This window comes from Natrinema sp. H-ect4 (assembly GCF_041894845.1).
Lineage (GTDB): Archaea > Halobacteriota > Halobacteria > Halobacteriales > Natrialbaceae > Natrinema.
This window is the reverse complement of sequence record NZ_JBHDYC010000016.1, coordinates 41,926-64,340: the sequence shown is the minus strand read 5'-3', so window position 1 is coordinate 64,340 and position 22,415 is coordinate 41,926. Positions and strand designations below refer to the sequence as shown.

Genomic DNA, 22,415 nt, shown 5'->3' with positions numbered 1-22,415 from the left:
CACACCGACAGTCGCCGGGACTCGAGCGGCGAGGTCGCTACGGCGCTTCACTGCTGTCCATTCTGGTGTTCGGTATGAGTCAATCACCGCTTCCTGAGACGGTGGTAACGGCGGTGCAGAGAACACAATCGCTCAGAACGCGGTCGTTTCACGCATGAACAGCGCCGTGATGATCACACCGAGGATCAACCCGGGAAGCTGGAGTATCCCCACCGCAGGCGCGAGGAGAAGGCTGAGGCTGACGCCGATAACAGCACACTACCGGTCGTTGGCGCTCGTACCGGTCGCATCCTCCTTCGCGTCGTCCGTCTCCAAAGGGGCGGAATCGAGGTACTGTCGGAACTGCTCGAGGCACTCGCCCGGCCGCACGATGCCGCGAGGTTTGTCGTAGTCGATGATGCCCGCTTCGTCGAGTTCCGGCAGGTGGGACTGGTAGAGTGGGATGTAGACACGCTGGCGCTCATCCGACATCAACTGCTTGACGGTCGTCTCGTGTTCTTTCGCGGCAACGTGTTCGGCGACATCACACATCTTGACGAGGTCGCCCGCCTGCAGCATGTACCGGATCGCCTCTCGACGGCGAAAGGTCTGCAGAATGTGAAACACGTCGTCGAGAGAGAGGTCCGCCGTCTCTTCAGTCGGCGATTCACTATCGCTCGCGTCTGAAACGTCGGCGGGTTGATTTGTAGTAGCTGTCGTACTCATTCGGATAGCACACTTTCTTACTCACAAGTAGGGGCAATTATCCTTCCGCCAAAATAGCATGGTATGTCTTGGAATCGCCACTTCCAGTTCGGAACCATCGTTCGTGGTCGGTAGATACTGCACAAATCACAACCATGAGGAGAGGTACCTCAGTTTTCGTTCACATCGCCGTCGAGCCGTCGACGATTCGACGGGGGCGCTCCTCAGTGCTCGCGTCGGTTCGTCCGACAGTTCGCGGATGCCGGGGCGCACACCGAGCGCAACCACCGCTCGAGTCCGAAGCGGTCGTTCAGTTCGTCGTGATGACCTCGATCACATCCCTCGCCTCGACCTCGTAGTCACTGCCGAGCTGGCGGTTGCTCCGACAGTCGATCGCGTGCAGGAAGCCGTCGCCGATGTCGGAGTGGAGGCTGTACGCGAAGTCCTCCGCGGTCGAGTTCGGCGGGATCAGATAGCAGTCGGGCAGCACCTCGCCACGTTCGTTCCCCAGCCCGTTCGCGCCACCGGGGAACACCGGCGTCACGCCGAGTACGTCGAACAGCGCCGTCTCGAGGGCCGCCTGGACCCCCGTCGCGCCGAACTCCTCGAGGAAGTCGCGGATCTGCTCTAAGCCCTCCTCCTGATCGCCGGAGACATCACCCAGAATGTCGAAGTCCGCGTCGCCGGGTCGGTAGTCGACGACGCCGGCCTGTTCGGCCGACTTCAGCGCCTTCTCGGCGTGGGCGCTACAGGGGACGATCGTCAGGTGATCGTACTCGGGATCGCTGGTAATCTCCTCGTAGTTCGCCTGCGCCTCGGGGGTGTCCATCTTGTTCGCCGCGATGACCATCGGCTTGGTCTCTTTACGGATCTCGCGGGCCAACTCGAGTTGGTCGTCCGCGTCCCACTCTGCGGGGTCGAAGCCGACGCCGACGCGCCGGATGAGGCGTTTGATCTCGTCTTCGCTGGTCTTGAACGCGCTCATCTGCTCGGCGAGTTCCTCCTCGATGGCGTCGTCCTCTGTGGTGTAGCCCGTCTCGTATCGAGTGATCCCCTTCTCGAGGACGCCCAGATACCACTGGTCGAGTTCCTCCTCGAGGAAGGCGATATCGTCCCGCGGATCGTGACCCTCCGTCGCTTCGCCCTCGGCGTCCGTTTTGCCGGAAAAGTCGACGACGTGGACGAGCACGTCGGTTTCATTGAGGTCGGAGAGGAACTGGTTGCCCAGGCCGTTGCCCTCGTGTGCGCCGGGGATCAGTCCGGCCACGTCGACGAGTTTCGTCGGGACGAACCGCGTGCCGTCCGTACAGTAGCCGACGTTGGGGGTGCACTCCTCGTCGAACTCCGGTGCGGCACAGTCGACGCGGGCGTAGGCCTCGCCCACGCTGGGATCGATGGTCGTGAACGGGTAGGCCCCCTCGGGCACGTCATTCATCGTTGCAGCGTTGAAAAAGGAGGACTTGCCGACTGACGGTTTGCCGACCAGTCCGATCCGGTAACTCGCACTCATTATCCGGAGTGGGCGAGCAGCGCCTAAACGGGTTTCTGTCCGACGGTAGAATGGTATGAATATCCCTGGCACGACGATATCCGAATCGAATCGGCTCTCGCGGGATATCGGGACGAACGAATCAGTACAGACCGCCGAACCGGACTCGAGTGGCCGTCGATCGGCACTCGAGCTATAGTAGCCACTGCAAGTCATTGCACGCCTGATCGACCGACAGCTGTCCGATCAGTGTGTGAATCGTTTCAGTGGCTACTATAGACGTGTGTCGGCGGCTCAGCGGCCGTCTCGATGTGTAGTTCGCCGGCGACGTCCGCCAGGAGATCGCCCTTGACCTCCGAACTCCGCCAGCCGATTTCGGCGACCAGCGGCGGCTCGAACTCCGAGCGGATCGTCTCGAGGCGTTCCGTTTCCGTCTCGACGCGCTCGCGGAGGTAGCGAGCGCCGCGGCCGTTCTCGTCGGGGTCCGGCGACGGCGTGAGTTTATTGGCGACGAGGCCGCGGACCGCGAGGTCCTTCTCCCGGAGATCGTCGATCGCTCGCTCGGTCTCGTTTAGCGACAGTTCGTCCGGGTTCACAACGAGGAAAAAGGCGGCGTCGTCGTGCAGCGCCGAGCCGGCGAACTCGAAGAACTCCTTGCGTTCTTGGAGCCGCGCGAGGACAGGGTCGCCCTCCATCACGCGGCGCGGTTCGTTGTTGCCGATCGCGGCCTTCTCGAAGAGATCGATGCTCGTCCGTCGCTTGTGCATCAGCCGGTCGATCCAGTCCTCTAGCAGGTCGGGAAGTCCGAGAAGTCGGAGCGTACTCCCCGTCGGCGAGGTATCGAAGACGACGCGATCGTATGGCTCCGAGTTCCGCATCACATCGATGAACCGATCGAACAGCGCCGATTCGTAGGCTCCCGGCGTCCCGTGAGACATCTCGAGTTGGCGGTTGATCTCGTTGACCATCGACGCCGACACCTGCTCCGAGAGGTCCTGCCGGATCTCGTCGAGGTGGCGCGTCACCTCGTCCTCGGGATCGATCTCCATCGCGTCGAGCCCGTCGATACCCTCGACCGATTGCGGGGAGTCGTCGAACGGTTGATCGAACACGTCGGTGACGGAGTGGGCCGGGTCGGTCGAGACGACGAGGGTCCGCTGGCCGTCGCGCGCACAGCGGAGCGCGTACGCACAGGAGACGGTCGTTTTGCCGACGCCACCCTTCCCACCGAAGAAGACGAACGGCTCCATCAGAAGTGGTACTGCTGGCCCTTGCGTTCGAGGTACGTTCCGCGGTCCCACAGCCGCCGCTCCCACGATTCGAACTCGTCCTCGAGGTACGGGAGTAGTTCCGCGGTGTAGTACGAGACCGGTGACGGGATGCCGAACGCGTCCGGGAAACACGCCAGGATGAACGCGTCCTCGGCGTCCTCGGCTTCCTTCTCGATCTTCTCGTAGGCCGGGTGCGAGATCATCCCGTGGTAGAGCCCCCGCAGCCACTCGTCGAGCGTCTCGCGAAACGCTTCGATCCGATCGGCCAGATCCATGTCCGTACGTCTGTACCGCACGCTAAAAACCCTCGTGGCTCGGTTTCAAGGCGCTGCGATCCCAGTGACCGGATATGAATACGGACACGAACGATGAAATCCCGGTGACGATCCTCTCCGGCAGTCTGGGGGCTGGCAAGACGACGCTGCTCAATCACCTGTTGTCGAACGCCGGCGACCGGACGCTGGCGGTCCTCGTCAACGACATGGGCGAGGTCAACGTCGATGCCGAACTCGTCGCCGAGGGGTCGGAACTCGAGCTCGACGACGGCGTCGCGGAGCTCTCGAACGGCTGTATCTGCTGCGAGCTTCAGGACGACCTCGAGACCGCCGTGGTCAGGCTGGCTCGCGACCGATCCTTCGACCACCTCGTCGTCGAGTCGTCGGGCATCTCCGAACCCGCGCCCGTCGCCCGGCTGTTCACGACCGAGTCCCGCGTCGCCGCGCTCTACGACGTCGACACGCTCGTAACGGTCCTCGACACGCCCGCCTTCCTCGAGGCCTTCGCAGGGGAGGAACGGCCGGAGCGAACCGGGAGCGAGGACGACCGTCCGCTTTCGGATCTGCTCGTCGAGCAGCTCGAGGTCTCGAACCTCGTCTTGCTGAACAAGGCCGATCGCTGTCGCGAGACGGAACTCGCGGAGGCTGAAGAACTCGTCCGTGCGCTCCAACCCGACGCCGAGACGATCCGCACGGAGTTTGCCGCGGTCGATCCCGACCGTCTGCTCGGCGCCGACCTGTTCGACGCCGCCCGCGTGAACGATCTCCCGGGCTGGAAGCGAGCGCTGGCGTCGGCCGACGGCGATCACGGACACGGAGACCGCGACGGCGACGATGGCCGTCACGACGAAACCGACGGCGACCACCGCGGTCATCACCACCCCGACGAGGTATACGGCGTCTCGTCGTTCGTCTACCGGTCCCGCCGGCCGTTCCATCCCGAACGGTTCGCTGACTTCCTCCGGGACCTCCCGCGATCGATCGTCCGCTCGAAGGGGACCGCCTGGCTTGCAACCAATGAGATGCGGGTGTCGATCGCCCAGGCCGGTCCGTCCGTCAGGGCCACTGCGCAGGGCCCCTGGATCGCGAGCCTCCCCGAGGTCGAGCGCGACATGTATCGGTCGAATCGACCGAACCTCGAGTGGCACGACGAGCACGGGGACCGCCGGACCGAACTCGTGTTCATCGGCACCGACTACGACGAGTCGACGCTCCGGGCGGCGCTCGAGGACGCACTCGTCACCGACGAGGAGCGGGAGACTGATCTCGACGGCCCCTTCCCCACCGAACAGGGCGACGAGACCGTTATCCGAGAGCCGTAGTCAGCACGCACAGTCGCGGCCGGTCGAGCGCTCGAAGCGCATCTCCGCGCCACAATCCGGACAGACCGGTTCCCCCTCGAGGTCGACATCCCTGATCCGAACGGCGCAGTCGTCACACCAGTAGGCCCCCTCGGAGCCGTCGGCAGGGCGGTCCTTCGGTGTGGGTGATGCAAGCGCTGCTTTCACCGATTCGATAAGCCCCATAGTCGATCGTTCATCGTGAACACCGATAATACTGTGCGATAAATTAGCACGCTTTCGCGATCGCGCGGTTCGCGCCGAACGTACCGACCGGTCGCGTCCGCTAACCGATGACTAACGGGACCGCGAGCGCGATGATCAGCGCCGTGAGGATCGGAATGAGGTAAAACAGTCGTTCGGCGCGGACGGCCGACGGGACGGCGCCGATCGTCTCCGGCCGGGCGGTCCACACCTGGCGGTGGAAGGCGACGACGGTGGCAACGGCGAACAGCGCGCCGGAGAGCGCGATCGCGGTCTCGAGCGACAGCCCCAGCGCCTGCCCGTACAGCGGGCCGAACGATAGCAGAATCATGAAGGTGAGCCCGGCGACCACGACGAACGGCACCGGGTCCACGTGCGATCCGTGACGGTTGCGAAGTCGCATACGAAGTGTTCGCCCTCGAGCGGCAAAGAGTTACACCGTGCGCTGGCAGCCGTGATCGAACTCGTCGACGTCGGTGGTGAATTCGTGAACGGCTTACGGTGAACAGTTAAGTGGCGGTATCATCGTCTTCCTGTATGAGCGATGGGGACTCCGAGCAGGACGGGTTCGAGGCGGGCGTATCGTCCTCGCAGGGCGATCCGCGCGTCCTGCTCGCGATGAACGCCGTACTATCAACGCTATTCGCGTGGTCGATCGTCTGGGGACTGTCGTATTTGGGTTTTCTCGAGTTCGGGTTCATTAACGTCGCCACGGCGGCGATACTGCTGTTCGCGATGACGTATCTCGTGACGATGTCGTGAGTGCGAATCCGCCGGTTCCCCCTATCGGCCGTAAATAAGTCGGCGACCGAGATCGTCGAGGCGCTTGGTGACGCGCCCCGCCCAGGCGCCCGGCGAGACGCGCCGGAGCGTCTCGTCGTCGACCTCGATAGCGGATTCGCCGAACACGTCTCGCGTCGACTCGCCGTCGGCGTCCTCGTCATCACCGGACGAGGCGACGTCGACGACCGTCGACATGGAACAGCGGCCGCAGGCTTCGGTCTTCTTTCCTCCCATGTGTATCCCTTGCACGATAGTTCGTCTGCGAGGGCTAAAGTCTACTGCCGACTCGAGGGGCTGCGATGACGAGGCGAGGTATCGGATCGGTTCCACCGACGATTATTTGATACCCCGACGGTAACCGATGGTATGAGAGAACGAGTCATGGGTCCGGAGAGAACGGAACTGGTACCGGGTCGTGAGCGATCACTGTCACACCCCGTCAACGCACGATGAGCGAAAACGCGCAACCAGCGGAACTGCCGGCGGAGATCCGCGAGGCGGTCCCCGACTGGGACGACGAGTACCTCGACCGAGTGTCCGACCGACTGATGTACAACTACGACCTCGAGAAAGATCGCCGCGTCGGCGGCGAGCGCTGGGATCTCTACGGGGAGATGCGCGTTCTCAGCCAGAAGCAGTTCTTCCATCCGGCGCTTTCCTACGCCGATCACGAGGCCGAGGAGTACCTCTTCGTCCGGCACGAATCGCGGCCGACCGTCGCGGAACTCGAGCGACTCGTCGACCTCGGGCACGAACTCGCCGACGAGCGCGTCGTCGCCGACGAGGAGCACTTCGGGACGGACTTTACCTTTGTCCTCGTCGCGGACGAACTACCCGACGACGTCCGCGAGTTCGTTGCCGGCTTCCGTGACCGAACGTTACTGAAGTTCGGCTATCACGGTCACTACGAGATCAACCTCCTCGTCGTCGTCCCTGAAGTCGAAGCACACGTCGCCAGCGAGGCCGCCGACATCGTGGAGGCGTTTACCCTCTGGGACGACGTGAGCTCGCCCGAAGAGGGGTTCTTGTCGCGGTTCGCGAAACGGTTCTGGCGGTAGCGTCGTTCCGGCGGTTGCAGACTGTTCTAGCGATACGTCGTGTCCAGCGGCTGAAAAAACCGAATGACAGTCGGTCGCTGCTAGTCGTCGCCCGGTTCGGCCGCGGGCGTCTCGGGGCCGCGACGGACGGTCCGAATGTTCTTGTACCCAAGTCGGACGAGTGCGAGTGCCAGGCCGATGAGGACGAGGCCGAGAGCCATCTGCACGCCCGAGGAGATCATCGCCTCGGTGGTTTCTGCCCCACCCTCGAGCAGGTTCAAGTAGAGGTTCTCGTAGAACACCAGGATCGACAGTCCGAGGACGGTGATCGTGACCATGATCGCCATCGGAACGCCGGTGGAGATGAGCTGTTTGTTGTCGTCCCAGTTGGCGAGCCAGACGGTCGCGGTGAGCAGCGCAAGCGCCGCGAGCAGCTGGTTCGCGCCGCCGAACAGCTGCCAGAGGACGACCCACTGGCCGGAGACGACGAGCAGGTACGCGGGAACGATCTGGACGATCGGGTTCGTGTACCGACCGCGTGCGATCGAGCGCGGATCGAGGTTCAGCCCGGTATCGCTCCGTCCCGCGGGCGTGCCGACGAGCTCTTCCATCATGTACCGACCGAGACGGACGGCCGTGTCGGTCGACGTGAGCAGGAAGCTACAGAGGACCAGCGCCATGAACACGGCACCGACGTTCTGGGGAATGCCGAGACTCGTGAGAATGAGTCCACCACCAGACGCGAAGTTCGGCAGTGCAGCGCCGATCCCACCTGCGGGGTCGGCGAATCCCCACACTGCGAGTGTCGAGAGTGCAACCGCGGCGAGAAGACCCTCGCCGAGCATCCCGCCGTAGCCGATCAGCCGAGCGTCGGTCTCGTTGTCGAGCTGTTTGGCGGTCGTCCCCGAGGAAACCAGCGAGTGGAACCCGCTGATCGTCCCACAGGCGATCGTAATGAACAGCAGCGGGAACAGTGGTGCGAGTCCAGCGGCTTCAACGCCCCAGAAGCCTTCGAACGCGCCGATGGTGCTGTCGACGACGAGCGGCTCGGACGACGTCCCGAGGAGTGTCCCGACGATGATCGCGACGATAGCCCCTCCGACGCCAGTGTACAACAGGAACGACGACAGGTAGTCACGCGGCTGGAGCAACACCCAAACCGGCAACGCGCTCGCGATCGCGGCATAGACCATGACGACTGGTATCCATCCCGCAGTGTTACCGCCAAGCGCGGCAGCTCCCGGCACCCAACTCCCGTCACCGCCGAGCAACACGATCGTCTCGGCCGGATAATCACCGGCGAACAGCGCCAGCGGGTACTGGAGCCCCACCCAGACGGCCGCAAAGACCCCCGCGACGAATAGAATCGTTCCGGGGATGAACGGGCCGTTGAACTGGTACAGGTAAATACCGAACACCAGTGCCAACCCGATGTAAATCAGGGATGCCGTTACCACCTGCGGATAGGCGTTGAAGACGATCCCCACGACCAACGCGAACACTGCCACGACCAATATGATCGTCAGGAACGCGAACCACAACAGCATGTTTTTGCCGCTCTCCCCGACGTACTCGCCGATCATGTACCCGATCGACTTCCCTTCGTGACGGAGACTGCCCGACAGCGATACGAAGTCGTGAACGGCACCCATCAACGGGTTCCCGATGGCGATCCACAGCAAGGCGGGCACCCATCCCCAGATGGCGCCGGCTGTGATCGGTCCCACGATCGGTGCCCCACCCGCGATACTCGAGTAGTGATGGCCCAACAGGACCGGTTTCTTCGATGGAACGTACTCCTGTCCGTCCTCGTATTTGTGAGCCGGTGTTTCCGCCTCCTCGTCGAGTTCGACGAACTGCGTGAGGTATCGCGAGTATCCCACATACCCCATGGTAAACGTCACTAACACTGCCGCGATGATCCAGATTATCTGAGTCATGGTACGTCTACGCAAATCCAGTGGGTTCGATAACCTTAATTGTTATTTATATTATTTGGTGGCTATCTTCCCATTTTTAATTAGACCCGATGGTAAGGTTTTTTGGACGTAACGCCACGGCTGAAAGGTAAAAGAGAAGGGAAGAAGAATTTCACGAATATCTTATGATTGATGGCGTAGCTGAACAACCGATACGAGAGTACCAACTGAAACGATTCACACACCGATCGCACAGTCCGCGGTTCTCGCACACTGTGTTCACTCACGGCTCGCTTCGCTCACCGTTCGCGTCCCCGCGGTTCTCGCTCACTACATTCGCCGAGAACGGTAACGGGCCGACACACTACTCCAGAACCGCTTCGAGCGCGTCCATCGTCCGATCGATGCGCTCGAGGCGCGCGTTGTGTCCCATGTGACCGATCCGGAGGATGTCGTCCGCGAGGTCGCCGAGGCCGGTCGCGAGGACGATATCGTGCTCGGCGGCCAGCGTTTCTTGGAGCGCTTGTGCGCGTCCGTCAACCTCGAGTGCGGTCACGGTCGGCGACGACCGCGCGGGGACAGGATAGAGCGACAGCCCGAGATCGTCGGCTCGCTCGCGACATCGCCGCGCAGCCGCTTCGTGGCGCTCGAAGACGGTCTCGAGTCCCTCCTCGAGCAACAGGTCGATCGCCGTCTCGAGGCCGTACAGGTTCGCGGCGAGATGCGTATAGGGAAACCACTCCTCGTCGGCGGCGTCGCGCCACGGCTCGAGATCGGTGTACAGACTCGCCGTCTCGAACGACTCGATCTTCGCCCATGCGCGGTCGCTGACCGAGCAGACCGTCAGTCCCGGCGGCGCGCTGAAACACTTCTGGGAGGCACCCAGACAGACATCGATTCGCTCCGTCGGGACTGACACGCCGCCGAGCGAGGAGACCGCGTCGACGACGCTGATCACGTCGCGCTCGTCGAGCACCTCGAGGACTGGCTCGATGTCGTTGAGGACACCCGTCGGCGTTTCGCAGTGAACCATCGTCGCGACGTCGAACGGGCCCTCCTCGAGGTGGGCTTCGACTCGATCGAGGTCGAGTGGCTCGTCCCACGGCGCGTCGCAGACCACCGCCTCGCCGTCGGCCATCTCGACGAAATCGGCGAACCCCTCGCCGTAAAGCCCGTTCGCGATACAGAGCACGCGGTCGCCCGGTTCGACCAGCGACGCGACGGCGGCCTCGAGACCAAGGATGCCCTCGCCGCCGAGGATCGCGATGTCGTCGTCGCCGTAGATCGCCTCGAGTTTCGCGGTCAGATTGCGATAGAACTCGAAGAATTCCGGCTCGACATCCGGGTTCGGCGTCGGCTCGCTCATCCGCTCGCGGACGGCCGCCGGCACCTCGGTCGGGCCGGGCGTCATGCGCAGTCGATCGTCGGTCATACGGTGGGTACCGGCGCGTTTGGACATAAAACCTCTCGAGACGAGTGGGGAGTCTCGATCGCTGTTGGGAGAGAGCGCTTGTGTAACAGCTACTTTTGACGGAGTTGCTATGAAAAACGCGCTGCGATCGTGGCAACAGGGGATCGCCACGCCCTCCCCAACCGATTCGATCGCGCCTTCACGGCGCTCACTCATCCCTCGCACGATGTTGCGCCGCGGTGAACCGCGGCCCAGCGCGCGCCACCGCACGCCGGTTGGCTGGTCTGGAGCGATACGTGGTTCCCCTCTATCAAACGTGTAGCCCATCATTCGACGAGCTATAGTAGCCACTGCAAGTCACTGCACACCTGATCGCACGACAGCTGTGCGATCAGTGTGTGAATAGTTGCAGTTGGTACTATATTTCCACGTCGGCCGTCGCAGGTGCATCACCTTCATCCGACACCCGGCCGATTCTCGTCTGCGGTGGCGATGGGGTCGCGGCCTCGAGAGCGCTTTTCCGTTCGGCGCGCGTATCCCCGCTCAAGATGAGCGAGCGCCGACGGCTCACGACCGTCGAGACGGTCCACGAAAACCGGTCGTGGCTGTTCACGATCCGAGATCAGTACGGCGAACCGGACGAAGCGATCCTCGTGCCATGCGGGGACAACGTCGAGTCGTGGATCAATCGCTGCACCCACGAGGCCCAGCGGTTCGATACGGGCCGCGGGGCCGCGATGCGGGACGGACAGATCATCTGTCCGAAACACGGCTCGATGTTCGACTCCTGCTCGGGCTATTGCGACAACGGCGAGGCGGCCGACACGACGCTCCCGGGCGTCGAAGTCAGCGTCGACGACGGCGTCGTCTATCTGACCGACAACGACGTGACCTTCGCCCACGAGGGCGGGATCGACGAAGGCGACGACGAGGACGATGACGATGGCCCGGCGTCGACCTCCCACATCGGATTCTGATCGTCCGCGACGGCGAACGACTCTCCGGAAGGGTGTGCGCGTCTCGAAAACGTATTCCGCGCGCTACGACTACGACCGCCTATGCTCACCTTCATCGGCCTCGGTCTCTACGACGAGCGCTCGATCACCGTCGAGGGCCGGGACGCCCTGCGAGCGGCCGATCGCGTCTACGCCGAGTTCTACACCAGTCAGCTGATCGGGACGACGATCGACGACCTCGAGTCCTATCACGACCTCGAGATCGAGGTCCGGGATCGGGCCGGCGTCGAACAGCATCCCGACGACATGCTCACAGCGGCCGAGGACGAAGATATCGCGTTCCTGACGGCGGGCGATACGATGATTTCGACGACCCACGTCGACCTTCGGCTGCGGGCTCACGACCGCGGAATCGAGACGCGGGTGATCCACGGCGTTACCGCCCAGACGGCCACCAGCGCGCTGACCGGACTGCAGAACTACCGCTTCGGCAAGGCGACGACGCTGCCGTTTCCGTACGCTCACGGGGCCGAGGGACTCCCGGCGAGCGTCACGGAGACGATCGACGACAACCGTGCTGATGGGCTGCACACCGTCGTCTACCTCGATATCAAGGTTGGATACGATCCAACCAGCAGTCAGAACTCTTCGAGTTCTGACGACAAAGCAGAACGCGAGGAATACATGACAGCCGACGTCGGTGCCGAACTGCTCGCAGCGGAGTACCCCGATCTCGCGGGCGTCGTCGTCGCCCGCGCGGGGAGCCCGGATCCGCTCGTCGAGGCCGGGACAATGACCGAACTGGCGGGCCGCGAGTTCGGCGACCCGCTGCATCTGCTCGTGATCCCCGGGGAGTGTCACCTGCTCGAGGCCGACGCACTGGTCGAACTGGCCGGGGCAGACCGAGCTGTCCTCGAGATCGCCTGACGGCGGTTGAGGATCGCTGACAGCGGTTGAAGCTCGGTGACGACGACCGGTTCGGCGGCCGGTATCGTCCTCCCGAACGACCGCGTTTCGATCGGAAACGGACGCCGGGAGATTTACGGTCGGTGCGGGAAAGCATGGGCCATGAGCGGTCCGGAGGTCACGAGTACAACGCGCGGGTGACCGCCGTCAACGACATGTTCGCGACGATCACCGTCCTCATGGTGATCGCCGCCTTCGTCTACGTGGTCGCGGGAATCGGCGTCGGGGCGCTCGGCCCGTCGACGCTCGTCTCGGCGGTCGTCTTCCTCGCGCTCACGGCCGCGTTGCTGTGGCTCGGAGCCTTCGCGTACTACATGGACCACCTCGGTGCGAGCGACGAGCACTGGGAGGGGACGTTCGACGGCATCCGGATCTCGAAGGGCGTGACCCGAAAGCGCGGACTGTCGACGCTGCGGTCGATGCGCAGCGAGGGCGCGACCGACGAACGGGAGGAAGAAGCGTCCGCGGAGGGGGTCCCGGAGCAAAGCTCCAGGCGCTGAACCACACCACTACCACGGCTTCCGGCCCTACAGGACGGACTCGAGCCGATCCAGAAAGTCCCCCGGGACCTCGACATGGGGCGTGTGACCGACGTTTCCGAAGACGACTTCCTCGAACTCGCCGCCGCGATCGGCGTAGGCCTCGAGAACGGCGCGGGTCTGGTCGACCATCGGCTGTGGCGGGAAGACGTCCTCGCCGGGCCACTCCGGGAGTTCGTCCATTCGGCCGAGCGTGCCCAGATCGAAGAGGGAGGCGTTCGAGACGATCTGATCGGAATCACCGCGAATCCACAGTACGGGCGGTTTCTCGTCGGGATCGATTTCGGTGATCGCCTCGAGTTCACAGTACTTCGGCGAGATCGCGTTGTTCACACCCGTTTCGCCCGGGGCAATGCCGGGCCAGTTGTCGCTCGACTTCGACGATCCCGGATAGTTCTTATCGCCGGTCGCCGTATCGAGCATCCCCGTCAGATACGATTCCTCGCGCTCGCTGTCGAACTCGTGGGTCGGGTCGACGTAGTAGGTTCGCAGCACCTTTCGTGGAGAGGTCTGTCCCTCCTCGCTTCGGTCGCGGTTCTCGAGGCCCGCGACGAACGCGTCGTTACCGATCCCGCCGCCGGAGCCGGCGTAGTCGTCGAAACACGGCGTTCCGTCCGTATCCTTCGTGCCGCCGAAGCCGTACGGCGAGAGCGGGTTGACCAGCACGAGCGAGGCGACCGCCTCGGGGTGGTCGATCGCGTACCGCATCGCGACCCCGCCGCCGTTCGACCAGCCGACGATGACGAGCGGCTCCGCGAGCGCGAGTGCGTCGACGAACGCTCGGAGATCCGCCGCGAAGTCGCCGAGGCCGTTCGTCGCGTCGACCGGTTTCGTCTCCGAATCGCCGTACCCCCGCAGATCGGGCGCGATCGCGCGATGGCGGGCGGGCAAGTCGACCAGTACGTCCTCGAAGAACCGCGAGGACGAGACGTTCCCGTGGCAAAAAAGGATGGTTTCTCCCTCGGCGGCGGCCCGATCGGAGCCGCCCGACTCGAGGTAATGGGTCTCGAGTCGGTCCGTTTCGACGGTTCGCGAGTCGACGCCACCGAGGGTGTCGTCTCGAGTCATGGCCGCCGGTACCACGGCTCCCGTGATAACTCTCCGGCCACAAACGGAGACGCCTACAGCCGATCGATGATCGCGTCGGTCACGTCATCGGTCGAGGCGTCCCCACCCAGATCGGGGGTCCGCGGCCCGTCGGCAAGCGTCGCTTCGACGGCCTCGTGAACGGCGTCGCTCTCCTCGTCGTAGCCGAGGTACTCGAGCAGCATGGCGGCGGAAATGATCGTCGCGGCGGGGTTCGCGACTCCCTGGCCGGCGATATCTGGTGCGGTGCCGTGGACGGGTTCGAACAGCGCGCGATCGGGGCCGATGTTAGCCGATGGGAGCAGGCCGAGGCCGCCGACGAGGCCGGCCGCGAGGTCCGAGAGCACGTCGCCCGCGAGGTTCGGGCAGACGACCACGTCGAACTGTTCGGGGTCGAGACAGACCCGCGTCGCGAAGGCGTCCATCAGTACCTGATCGGTCTCGACGCCGTTCTCGTCGGCGACCGATTTGACGGTGTCGCGGAAGAGACCGTCCGTCTCGCGCATGACGTTGGCCTTGTGGACGATCGAGAAGCCGTCGTGGTCGTCGCCGGCGACGTAGTCGCAGGCGAACTCGGCGAGCCGTTCGGAGGCCGACTCCGTGACGACGCGGGTGAGCGTCGAGACGTCTTGCGTCAGTCGATCTTCGTGACCCGCGTAGACGCCCTCGGTGTTCTCCCGGAGGAAGATCAGGTCCGTCTCGGGGCGGACGGCGTCGATCCCCGGATACGCTTTCGCGGGCCGAACGTTGACGAACGAGTCGACCGCCGTCCGAAGCGGCAGGATGACGTCCGCGGCCGTCTCGCCGGCCGCGCCGAACAGCGTCGCGTCCGCCGACGCCGCGAGGTCGTAGGTCTCCTGGGGCAGCGCCTCGCCGGTCTCCTCCTTTACCGCGTCGCCCGCATCGGCGTCGACGAACTCGAAGTCGATCGCGAGGGCCTCGAGGACCTCGACCGCGGCGGGTGTCACTTCCTGTCCGATTCCGTCGCCCGGAATGACGGCGATTTCGTGAGTCATGCCCAAACATCGACGTGGGGCCGAAAAGAGGGTATCGATACCGGCGCTGGGGACCGAATCAGTGCGGACTCGAGACGAGTCGCCCATCGGCTGGCCGGCAGTCGTGGCTATCGTCGAGCTCAGGGACTGCTGACACCGGTCGAGAACCCGACCGCCTCGGCGAGCGCGCGGCGCTTGAGCAGGACGAAGCCGACCGCGACCAGCCCGAAGCCACCGACCGTCAGGACGCCGATTTCCTCGCCGAGCAGGAAGACACTCGCGATCGTCGCCACGATCGGGACCAGGTAGCCGATCAGCGCCGCCTCGAACGCACCGTGTTCCTCGAGGATGGAGAAGTAGATCATGAACGCGATGGCGGTCGCGAACACTCCGAGGTAGAGCAGGGCACCGATAGAGACGGGACCGAGCACGTCGGCACTGGGAAACTCGCCGGCACCCAGACTGACGGCGTGTAAGACCAGTCCACCGACGAGCATCGACCAGCCGACCAGCGGCAGTTGCTCGAGCGTCGGCCCGGCCCGCTGGATCAGGACCCCGCCGAGCGCGACGCTACACACCTGCCCGACGATGAGCAGCCGTGCGGCGGTGTCGCCCGCCAACAGGTTCCCTGGATCGGGCTGGACGACGAGGCCGACGCCCAGAAAGCCGATGGCGGCACCGACGGCCCCGAGCGGCGAGAGCCGTTCACCCAGCAGCGGGATCGCCCACAGTGCGGTGAGGATCGGAACCAGTCCCTGCAAGATCGCGGCGACCCCGCTCGGAACCGTCTGCTGGCCGAGGAAGAGGAGCCCGTTGCCCGCGATGAGGAAGATGCCACCGCCCGCGACGGCCGCTAGATCATTCCGCGCGGTCGGACGCCACTTTTCGACTCGGACGACAGCTGCAGCCAGTAACAAGACCGCTGCGATGTCGTACCGGGCGGCCGCGAAGAGCAGGGGTGGGAGGTACTCGAGGCCGATCGAAATCGCGGGAAAAGAAAATCCCCAGAGAACGGCCAGCAACACGAAAAGCGACGCATCGAGAGCGCGAGACATGGGGAAGTATAGCCGTCAGTCTCCGAAATAGCTCGCGATTTCCGTGGTTACCTGCCGCTTTCGGTGTGGCACCACGACGCAATTCGGTCGTCAGGGCGATACGCACGACTCGAGTCGTGACACGAGATGCGGTCGAATGTGACGAGCGATCAAAACCGAGTCGCAAAAACGGAGGCCTGCTTATTCGGCTTCGGGAATCGCCGCATCGTCGACGTACGGCAGTTCTCGAGCCTTCTCGCGGACCGCGCCGGCGTTGGACTTCATCAGCGCCGTCGTGTCCCAGACGCCGTCGACGAGCGCCTTGCGCTGGGCGTCGTCGACGGTCACGTCGATCGTGGTATCGTCGTAGGTCACTTCTTCGGCCTCGATGTCGATGTCGATCTCGCCGTCAGGATTCGCGTCGACCCAGTCCTGCAGGGCCTCGATCGTCTCGCTGTCTGCCGTGACGGTCGGAATGCCCAGCGCCAGACAGTTGCCCGCGAAAATCTCGGCGAAGCTCTCGCCGATGACCGCATCGATCCCCCAGCGCATCAGGGCCTGGGGGGCGTGCTCTCTCGAGGAGCCACAGCCGAAGTTGCTGTTGACGACCATCACCGAGGAGTCCTGGTAGCGCTCCTCGTTGAACGGATGCTCCTTCTGGTTGTCGTCGTCATCGAATCGCAGATCGAAGAACGCGAACTCGCCCAGTCCGTCGAAGGTGACGACCTTCATGAACCGCGCGGGGATGATCTGGTCGGTGTCGATGTCGTTACCCCGAATCGGAACGCCGGAGCCGGAGACGTAGTTGACCTCGGGAATCTCGACGTCGTCGCTCATGCTTCCACCTCCAGCACTTCGCGCTTCGATGGAAGCACTCGCTCCGCGTGCTCACGGGTCGTTACACTCCCCGTTCGCATTTCCGAGACGATTCGCGTCTCGCTACTCATGCCAGATTCACCTCCTTCAGATCGCGCACGTCAGAGACCTCTCCGTTGATCGCCGCCGCGGCGACCATCCGCGGACTCATCAGGACGGTGCGACCGTCCTTCGAGCCCTGCCGGCCGACGAAGTTCCGGTTCGAGGAGGAGGCACAGGCCTCGTCGCCCTCGAGTTGGTCTTCGTTCATGCCGAGACACATCGAACAGCCGGCGTTTCGCCACTCGAAGCCGGCTTCCTCGAATGTGTCCTTGAGGCCTTCCTCCTCGGCGGTCCGTTGTACGCGCTGGCTGCCGGGGACGACCATCGCGCGGACGTCGTCGTCGACCTGTCGGCCCTCGATGATCCGAGCGGCGCGTCGCAGGTCCGGCAGGCGGGCGTTGGTACAGGAACCGAGGAAGGCAACGTCGATATCGTAGCCCTCCATCGTCTCTCCGGGCTCGACGCGCATGTGTTCCTGTGCGCGTCGGGCGGTGTCTTGCTTCTCTTTCGGCAGCGACTCCGGTTCCGGAATCGGGTCGGAGATGCCGACTCCCTGCCCAGGCGTGGTGCCCCAGGTGACGACCGGCTCGAGTTCGTTCGCGTCGATGTGGACGACATCGTCGTACTCGGCGTCCGCATCGGAGCGGATCGATTCCCAGTAGGGTTTGAGTTCGTCGAATTTCTCCGGGTTCTCCTGGAAGTAGTCGGTCTCTTTCATCCACTCGTAGGTGGTCTCGTCGGGGTTGACGTAGCCCGCGCGAGCGCCGCCCTCGATGGACATGTTACAGATCGACATCCGCCCTTCCATCCCGAGGCTCTCGATGGCCTCGCCGGCGTACTCGTAGACGTAGCCGACGCCGCCCTCGGTGCCGAGCCGGCGAATGATCTCGAGGATGACGTCCTTCGCTTCGACGCCGTCGCCGAGTTCGCCGTCGATCTGGATCTTGCGGACCTTTTGCTTCTCCATGGCGACGGTGCCCGTCGCGAGCACGTCGCGGATCTGGGAGGTCCCGATGCCGAACGCGAGCGCGCCGAAGGCACCGTGGGTGGAGGTGTGAGAGTCTCCACAGACGATCGTCTTGCCGGGCTGGGTGATCCCCTGCTCCGGTCCGATGACGTGGACGATCCCCTGATCGCCCGTCGTCGGGTCCGAGAACTCGATGCCCGCCTCACGGACGTTTTCCTCGAGTTCGGCCATCATTTCCTCGGCCGCGTCCTCCTTGTAGGGACGGGACTGGTCGGCCGTCGGCACGATGTGGTCGACCGTCGCGTGGGTCAGCTTCGGAAAGGCGACCTCGAGGTCGCGCTCGCGGAGCATCCCGAACGCCTGCGGGCTCGTGACCTCGTGGATGAGGTGGAGCCCGACGAACAGCTGATCCTGTCCAGTCGGCAGGCGAGTTACCTTGTGTCGATCCCAGACCTTGTCGTACAGTGTGCCCTTGCTCATTCCTCTACTACCGTATCGCTATCGGACTGTCGTCCGTGTTCGGTCCCGCGCTCGAAAACGCGGTTCGCGTCGTCGGCCCGCTTCGGCGGCGTGTGGTCGACGTCGCTCATCGTTCCGGTCGTGTCGGTCTCGTCCGCTCCGTCGGCCTCGGTCGTCTCCGACGTACCGCCGTCAGCGGCGACGATCGGCCCGCGGCTGAACAGCCGGCCAGCCGTCTCCCCCGTGTGGGGATTCGTATGGCTGATCTCGCCCATCGTGTCCGTCGTCGTGTCGTTTTCGCTCATGGTTCTCGGGTTCCGGTGTTAGTCGTCCGCCTGCACCGTGGCGGACTCCGCTTCGTCTTCGGTTTCTCCCTCCTCGGCCCAGCTGAACAGGTCACGCAGTCGCTCGCCGACCTCCTCGATCTCGTGGTCCTTCTCGGCCTGGTTGAGCTGCGTGTAGACGGGCCGGTTCGCCTGATTCTCCGAGATCCACTCGGTTGCGAACTCGCCGTTCTGGACCTGCTCGAGCACTTCGTCCATGTTCTCGCGAACGTGGTCGTCGATCACGTCGTCGCCGCGGGTGAGCCCGCCGTACTCGGCGGTGTCGGAAACAGAGTCCCACATCGCGCCGAGCCCGCCCTCGTACATGAGGTCGACGATGAGCTTCATCTCGTTCATGCACTCGAAGTAGGCCATTTCGGGGCTGTAGCCGGCGTCGACCAGCGTCTCGTAGCCCGTTTTGATCAGTTCGGCGATGCCGCCACAGAGGACGGCCTGCTCGCCGAAGATGTCCGTCTCGGTCTCCTCGCGGAAGCTCGTCTCGACGACGCCGGCGCGAGTACAGCCGATCCCCTTCGCGTACGCGAGCGCACGCTCCTTCGCATCGCCGGTTTCGTCCTGGTAGACCGCGAGCAGTCCGGGGGTTCCCTCGTCGTTCTCGTAGTTGCGGCGAACCAGATGGCCCGGTGACTTCGGTGCGATCATCGTCACGTCGATGCCCTCCGGGGGCTGGATCTGGTTGTAGTGAATGTTGAAGCCGTGGGCGAACTGCAGCGTGTTCCCCTCCTCGAGTTCCGATTCGATGTCCGCGTAGACCGCCGGCTGAACCGTATCGGGAACTAACACGGAGATGACGTCGGCTTGCGAGGCTGCCTCGACCGGCGTCGTCACGTCTAACCCATCGGCTTCGGCCGCGTCGCGCGAGGACGAGTCCTCGCGCAGGCCGACGACCACGTCGACCCCGCTGTCGTTGAGGTTCAGCGCGTGGGCGTGGCCCTGGCTCCCGTAGCCGAGAACGGCTACTGTCGCGTTTTCGAGATACGATCCGTCCGCGTCGTCGTCGTAGTAGATGTCGGTGTTGAATTCGTCAGTCATTGGTAGCTGTCTCTGTGTATTGTCCGTCGTAGTTCGCCTCGTCGGCGGGCTGTCCCGTCGAATCGGACGCGGCGGTCCGATCGGTGCCGCGGGCCAGCGCCGTCGTCCCGGTCCGGGAAATCTCTCGGATCCCGAACTGGCTGAAGGTATCGATTGCGGCCTCGATCTTCTGGCGCGCGCCGGTCACTTCTATCGTCGCCGTCTCCGGACTCGAGTCGACCGTCTTGGCGTTGTACATGTCCGCGACGGCGGCGACCTGGCCGGGTCGATCGGCGTCGACCTTGATGAGCGCCAGTTCCCGACGCATCGCGTCGGGCTTGAGTTCGCGCACGGAGATCACCGGCACCAGTTTGCGCAGTTGCTTTTCGACCTGATCGATCCCCGGATCGGGTTCCTCGACGACGATCGTGATTCGCGCGTGATCGTCGTTTTCCGTGGGGCCGACGGTCAGGCTCTCGATGTTGAACTGCCGCCGCGAGAACAGTCCCGAGACGTCCGAGAGGACGCCCGGTTCGTGTTCGACCAGCGCCGAGATGACGGTGCGCCGGGGCTCGTGGGTCACTTCGACCTCCGGATCGATGCGAATGCCCTGTTTGTTGCGCCGTCCCGCGGGGGTCGGGCGCGTTTCGGGTTCGGGCCCGTCGAGACCGCGTTTCATAGCTGGTCCTCCGTCAGTGCGAACTGACCGTTGTCGCCGCCGCTTGGCACCATCGGGTAGACGTTGGCGTCGGGATCGATATGAACGTCGATCACCGACGGGCCGTCGTAGGCGATCGCGGCGTCGATCGTTTCGGCGACATCGTCGTAGTCGTCGATCCGGTACCCGCTCGCACCGAAGGCCTCCGCGAGCTTGTCGAACTCCGGCATCCAGTGGTAGTCCGACGCGGAGTGACGGCCGTCGAAGAAGGCGTCCTGCCACTGTCGAACCATGCCGATGTACTCGTTGTTGAGTACGGCAACCGTGATGTCGAGGTTCTCGCGGACGGCGACCGACAGCCCCTGCAGCGTCATCAGGAACGAGCCGTCGCCGTCGATGCAGACGACCTCCTGATCGTCGTCGGCTGCAAGTCGCGCGCCGATCGCCGAGGGCAGCCCGTAGCCCATCGTCCCGAGCCCGTGACTCGAGACCCAGGTGCGGGGCTCAGTGTAGGTCCAGTACTGACAGGCCCACATCTGGTGTTGGCCGACGCCGGTGGTGACGATCGCTCGGTCGCTCGTGGCCTCGTCGAGTGCCTCGACGACGAACTCCGGCTGGACCGGCTCGTCCTCGGGCGCGTCGTAGGCCATCGAATAGTCGGATTTCCACTGCTGGCACTGTGCGCGCCACTTTTTCGCTTCCGGCGAGGTGTCGACGGCCTCGGAGAGTTGCTCGACGACCGTTTCGGCGTCGCCGATCAGCGGGTAGTCCGCATGGATGTTCTTCGAGATCTCCGCGGGGTCGATGTCGACGTGGATGAGCTCCGCGTCGGGCGCGAAGGTCTCGATCCCGCCGGTCAGCCGGTCGTCGAATCGGGTCCCGATCCCGATCAGCGTGTCACAGTGGGTGATCGCCATGTTGGCATAGCCGGTGCCGTGCATGCCCGCCATCTCGAGGGAGAGTTCGTGATCCTCGGGGAACGCGCCGATGCCGGGCATCGTGGTGATGACCGGGATCTCGTGTTCGATGGCGAACTCGCGGCAGGCCTCGCTGGCCTCGCCCTTGATGACGCCGCCGCCGAGCAACATGGCGGGGCGGTCGGCGTTCTCGATCCGCTCGGCCGCGGCCGCGACGATCTCCGGATCCGCTCGCTCCTGCACCCGATAGGTGTCAGGAACTGCGGGGGCGTCGGGCTCGCAGTCGGTCTCGCCGTTCGTGACGTCTTTGGGGAGGTCGACCAGGGTCGGTCCCGGTCGGCCCGCGCCGGCGAGCGCGAACGCCTCGCTGACGTCGCTGCCGACGCGATCCGAGTCGCTCGCGAAGGTGTTGTCCTTCGTGATCGGCGTCGTGACGCCCGTGGTATCGGTCTCCTGAAACGCGTCGTTGCCGACGAACTCGGTCGGGACCTGCCCCGTCAGCGCGAGCAGCGGATCCGAGTCCATGTCGGCGTCCGCGATGCCGGTAACGAGGTTTGTCGCGCCCGGCCCCGAGGTTGCGAGGCAGACGCCCGGCTCGCCCGAGACGATGCCGTATGCGTCGGCCGCGTGGGCTGCGCCCTGCTCGTGGGCCATCGTCACGTGACGAATGTCCGAGTCATAAAGCGCGTCGTAGACGGGCATGATCGCTCCGCCCTGGACGCCGAAGGCGTACTCGACGCCCGCGTTCTCGAGCGCGCGAACGACGGCTTCTGCGCCCGACGTGACGGGGGCGGGCGTCGTCTCGGCGTCGCCGGCCGCCGCGTCGTCCTCGGTGGCCGCGTCGGGTGCGGCGCTGTCGGTGATCTGGTCGTCGTCCTGTTCGTCATCCGGTGGTGTGACCTTTGCTGCGCGTTCGCTCATCGATTGCCTCCCGCCGGTGTGCGGCGATCGGGTGGTGTACGGTAGTGTGTCATCTGCTGTGTTACTGATCGCTCGGAGAACGATGCGGATTCCGGTCCGAAGCTACGAGGTACTGAAAATGGGGCTAGAACGCCCCTACAATACGAATCGGAGCGAGCGCGCTGGTGCCGACCGTGTGAACGCGAGCCGACAGGGGAGCGCGGACCGTCATTACTGTCTACGTAGCTCCCT

23 protein-coding genes and 1 pseudogene are annotated in these 22,415 nt (G+C 64.3%); 6 read left to right on the top strand and 18 right to left on the bottom strand.

Translation table 11 applies throughout. The features are described from left to right. Nucleotides 1-258: 258 nt before the first annotated feature. The 4 genes from ACEWFR_RS18460 to ACEWFR_RS18445 form a co-directional block, all read right to left on the bottom strand. On the bottom strand, nucleotides 259-705 hold the full coding sequence (locus ACEWFR_RS18460) for a hypothetical protein (protein ID WP_374062439.1): 447 nt from the start codon (nucleotides 703-705) through the stop codon (nucleotides 259-261). A 289-nt stretch (nucleotides 706-994) separates the two neighbouring features. Then, nucleotides 995-2,194 (bottom strand): redox-regulated ATPase YchF, encoded by a 1,200-nt coding sequence (locus ACEWFR_RS18455; RefSeq protein ID WP_374062438.1) that lies wholly within the window; start codon nucleotides 2,192-2,194, stop codon nucleotides 995-997. Nucleotides 2,195-2,436: 242 nt separating this feature from the next. Beyond that, nucleotides 2,437-3,423 (bottom strand): TRC40/GET3/ArsA family transport-energizing ATPase, encoded by a 987-nt coding sequence (locus tag ACEWFR_RS18450; protein WP_098726058.1) that lies wholly within the window; start codon nucleotides 3,421-3,423, stop codon nucleotides 2,437-2,439. Continuing rightward, nucleotides 3,423-3,719, bottom strand: a complete 297-nt coding sequence (locus ACEWFR_RS18445; protein WP_090611616.1) for a hypothetical protein — start codon at nucleotides 3,717-3,719, stop codon at nucleotides 3,423-3,425. The genes ACEWFR_RS18450 and ACEWFR_RS18445 overlap by 1 nt, the downstream gene beginning before the upstream one ends. A 74-nt stretch (nucleotides 3,720-3,793) precedes the next feature. Between ACEWFR_RS18445 and ACEWFR_RS18440 the strand changes: the two genes are divergently transcribed. Then, the gene (locus ACEWFR_RS18440; protein ID WP_374062437.1) at nucleotides 3,794-5,041 is read left to right on the top strand and encodes a GTP-binding protein; all 1,248 of its coding nucleotides are present in this window, start codon (nucleotides 3,794-3,796) and stop codon (nucleotides 5,039-5,041) included. Here ACEWFR_RS18440 and ACEWFR_RS18435 read toward each other — a convergent pair whose 3' ends face one another. Then, nucleotides 5,042-5,245, bottom strand: a complete 204-nt coding sequence (locus tag ACEWFR_RS18435; protein WP_374062436.1) for a hypothetical protein — start codon at nucleotides 5,243-5,245, stop codon at nucleotides 5,042-5,044. A 100-nt stretch (nucleotides 5,246-5,345) separates the two neighbouring features. Continuing rightward, nucleotides 5,346-5,666, bottom strand: coding sequence for a hypothetical protein (locus ACEWFR_RS18430; protein WP_374062435.1), 321 nt, complete (start codon nucleotides 5,664-5,666; stop codon nucleotides 5,346-5,348). A 134-nt stretch (nucleotides 5,667-5,800) separates the two neighbouring features. Between ACEWFR_RS18430 and ACEWFR_RS18425 the strand changes: the two genes are divergently transcribed. Continuing rightward, complete coding sequence (locus ACEWFR_RS18425) at nucleotides 5,801-6,025, top strand: hypothetical protein (protein ID WP_374062434.1); 225 nt, start codon at nucleotides 5,801-5,803, stop codon at nucleotides 6,023-6,025. A 21-nt stretch (nucleotides 6,026-6,046) separates the two neighbouring features. Here ACEWFR_RS18425 and ACEWFR_RS18420 read toward each other — a convergent pair whose 3' ends face one another. Next, the gene (locus tag ACEWFR_RS18420) at nucleotides 6,047-6,280 is read right to left on the bottom strand and encodes a hypothetical protein (protein ID WP_374062433.1); all 234 of its coding nucleotides are present in this window, start codon (nucleotides 6,278-6,280) and stop codon (nucleotides 6,047-6,049) included. A 215-nt stretch (nucleotides 6,281-6,495) separates the two neighbouring features. Between ACEWFR_RS18420 and ACEWFR_RS18415 the strand changes: the two genes are divergently transcribed. Further along, the gene (locus ACEWFR_RS18415; protein WP_374062432.1) at nucleotides 6,496-7,104 is read left to right on the top strand and encodes a hypothetical protein; all 609 of its coding nucleotides are present in this window, start codon (nucleotides 6,496-6,498) and stop codon (nucleotides 7,102-7,104) included. An 80-nt stretch (nucleotides 7,105-7,184) separates the two neighbouring features. Here the strand turns inward: ACEWFR_RS18415 and ACEWFR_RS18410 are convergent, their stop codons facing one another. Together ACEWFR_RS18410 and ACEWFR_RS18405 are read right to left on the bottom strand one after the other, a co-directional pair. Next, the gene (locus ACEWFR_RS18410) at nucleotides 7,185-9,023 is read right to left on the bottom strand and encodes a carbon starvation protein A (RefSeq protein ID WP_374062431.1); all 1,839 of its coding nucleotides are present in this window, start codon (nucleotides 9,021-9,023) and stop codon (nucleotides 7,185-7,187) included. A gap of 343 nt (nucleotides 9,024-9,366) precedes the next feature. Beyond that, nucleotides 9,367-10,434 carry an alanine--glyoxylate aminotransferase family protein gene (locus ACEWFR_RS18405; RefSeq protein ID WP_374062430.1) on the bottom strand — a complete coding sequence of 356 codons (1,068 nt, stop codon included), beginning with the start codon at nucleotides 10,432-10,434 and terminating at the stop codon, nucleotides 9,367-9,369. A 527-nt stretch (nucleotides 10,435-10,961) separates the two neighbouring features. Between ACEWFR_RS18405 and ACEWFR_RS18400 the strand changes: the two genes are divergently transcribed. The 3 genes and pseudogenes from ACEWFR_RS18400 to ACEWFR_RS18390 form a co-directional block, all read left to right on the top strand. Continuing rightward, nucleotides 10,962-11,390 (top strand): Rieske (2Fe-2S) protein, encoded by a 429-nt coding sequence (locus ACEWFR_RS18400; protein ID WP_374062429.1) that lies wholly within the window; start codon nucleotides 10,962-10,964, stop codon nucleotides 11,388-11,390. Between the two features lie 81 nt (nucleotides 11,391-11,471). Next, entirely contained in the window at nucleotides 11,472-12,296 is an 825-nt protein-coding gene (gene dph5 / locus ACEWFR_RS18395) for a diphthine synthase (RefSeq protein ID WP_374062428.1), read from the top strand. A 161-nt stretch (nucleotides 12,297-12,457) separates the two neighbouring features. Continuing rightward, nucleotides 12,458-12,835, top strand: a pseudogene (locus ACEWFR_RS18390) (hypothetical protein); the annotation flags it as partial. Nucleotides 12,836-12,862: 27 nt separating this feature from the next. Here ACEWFR_RS18390 and ACEWFR_RS18385 read toward each other — a convergent pair. From ACEWFR_RS18385 to ilvB, 9 genes are all read right to left on the bottom strand, one after another. After that, nucleotides 12,863-13,942, bottom strand: coding sequence for an alpha/beta fold hydrolase (locus tag ACEWFR_RS18385; RefSeq protein WP_374062427.1), 1,080 nt, complete (start codon nucleotides 13,940-13,942; stop codon nucleotides 12,863-12,865). Between the two features lie 53 nt (nucleotides 13,943-13,995). Continuing rightward, nucleotides 13,996-14,976 (bottom strand): 3-isopropylmalate dehydrogenase, encoded by a 981-nt coding sequence (gene leuB / locus ACEWFR_RS18380; protein WP_374062426.1) that lies wholly within the window; start codon nucleotides 14,974-14,976, stop codon nucleotides 13,996-13,998. Between the two features lie 119 nt (nucleotides 14,977-15,095). Continuing rightward, complete coding sequence (locus ACEWFR_RS18375) at nucleotides 15,096-16,010, bottom strand: DMT family transporter (RefSeq protein WP_374062425.1); 915 nt, start codon at nucleotides 16,008-16,010, stop codon at nucleotides 15,096-15,098. A 180-nt stretch (nucleotides 16,011-16,190) separates the two neighbouring features. Continuing rightward, nucleotides 16,191-16,826, bottom strand: a complete 636-nt coding sequence (leuD, locus tag ACEWFR_RS18370) for a 3-isopropylmalate dehydratase small subunit (RefSeq protein WP_374062424.1) — start codon at nucleotides 16,824-16,826, stop codon at nucleotides 16,191-16,193. Nucleotides 16,827-16,932: 106 nt separating this feature from the next. After that, entirely contained in the window at nucleotides 16,933-18,354 is a 1,422-nt protein-coding gene (gene leuC, locus ACEWFR_RS18365; RefSeq protein ID WP_374062423.1) for a 3-isopropylmalate dehydratase large subunit, read from the bottom strand. After that, nucleotides 18,351-18,638 (bottom strand): hypothetical protein, encoded by a 288-nt coding sequence (locus ACEWFR_RS18360; RefSeq protein ID WP_374062422.1) that lies wholly within the window; start codon nucleotides 18,636-18,638, stop codon nucleotides 18,351-18,353. The genes leuC and ACEWFR_RS18360 overlap by 4 nt, the downstream gene beginning before the upstream one ends. Before the next feature lie 18 nt (nucleotides 18,639-18,656). Continuing rightward, nucleotides 18,657-19,709 carry a ketol-acid reductoisomerase gene (gene ilvC, locus ACEWFR_RS18355; RefSeq protein ID WP_374062421.1) on the bottom strand — a complete coding sequence of 351 codons (1,053 nt, stop codon included), beginning with the start codon at nucleotides 19,707-19,709 and terminating at the stop codon, nucleotides 18,657-18,659. Continuing rightward, a complete protein-coding gene (gene ilvN, locus ACEWFR_RS18350; RefSeq protein WP_374062420.1) occupies nucleotides 19,702-20,367 on the bottom strand; it encodes an acetolactate synthase small subunit in 666 nt (221 codons plus the stop codon). Before ilvN ends, ilvC begins: the two co-directional genes overlap by 8 nt. Continuing rightward, complete coding sequence (gene ilvB / locus ACEWFR_RS18345) at nucleotides 20,364-22,184, bottom strand: biosynthetic-type acetolactate synthase large subunit (protein WP_374062419.1); 1,821 nt, start codon at nucleotides 22,182-22,184, stop codon at nucleotides 20,364-20,366. Before ilvB ends, ilvN begins: the two co-directional genes overlap by 4 nt. Nucleotides 22,185-22,415: the final 231 nt, after the last annotated feature.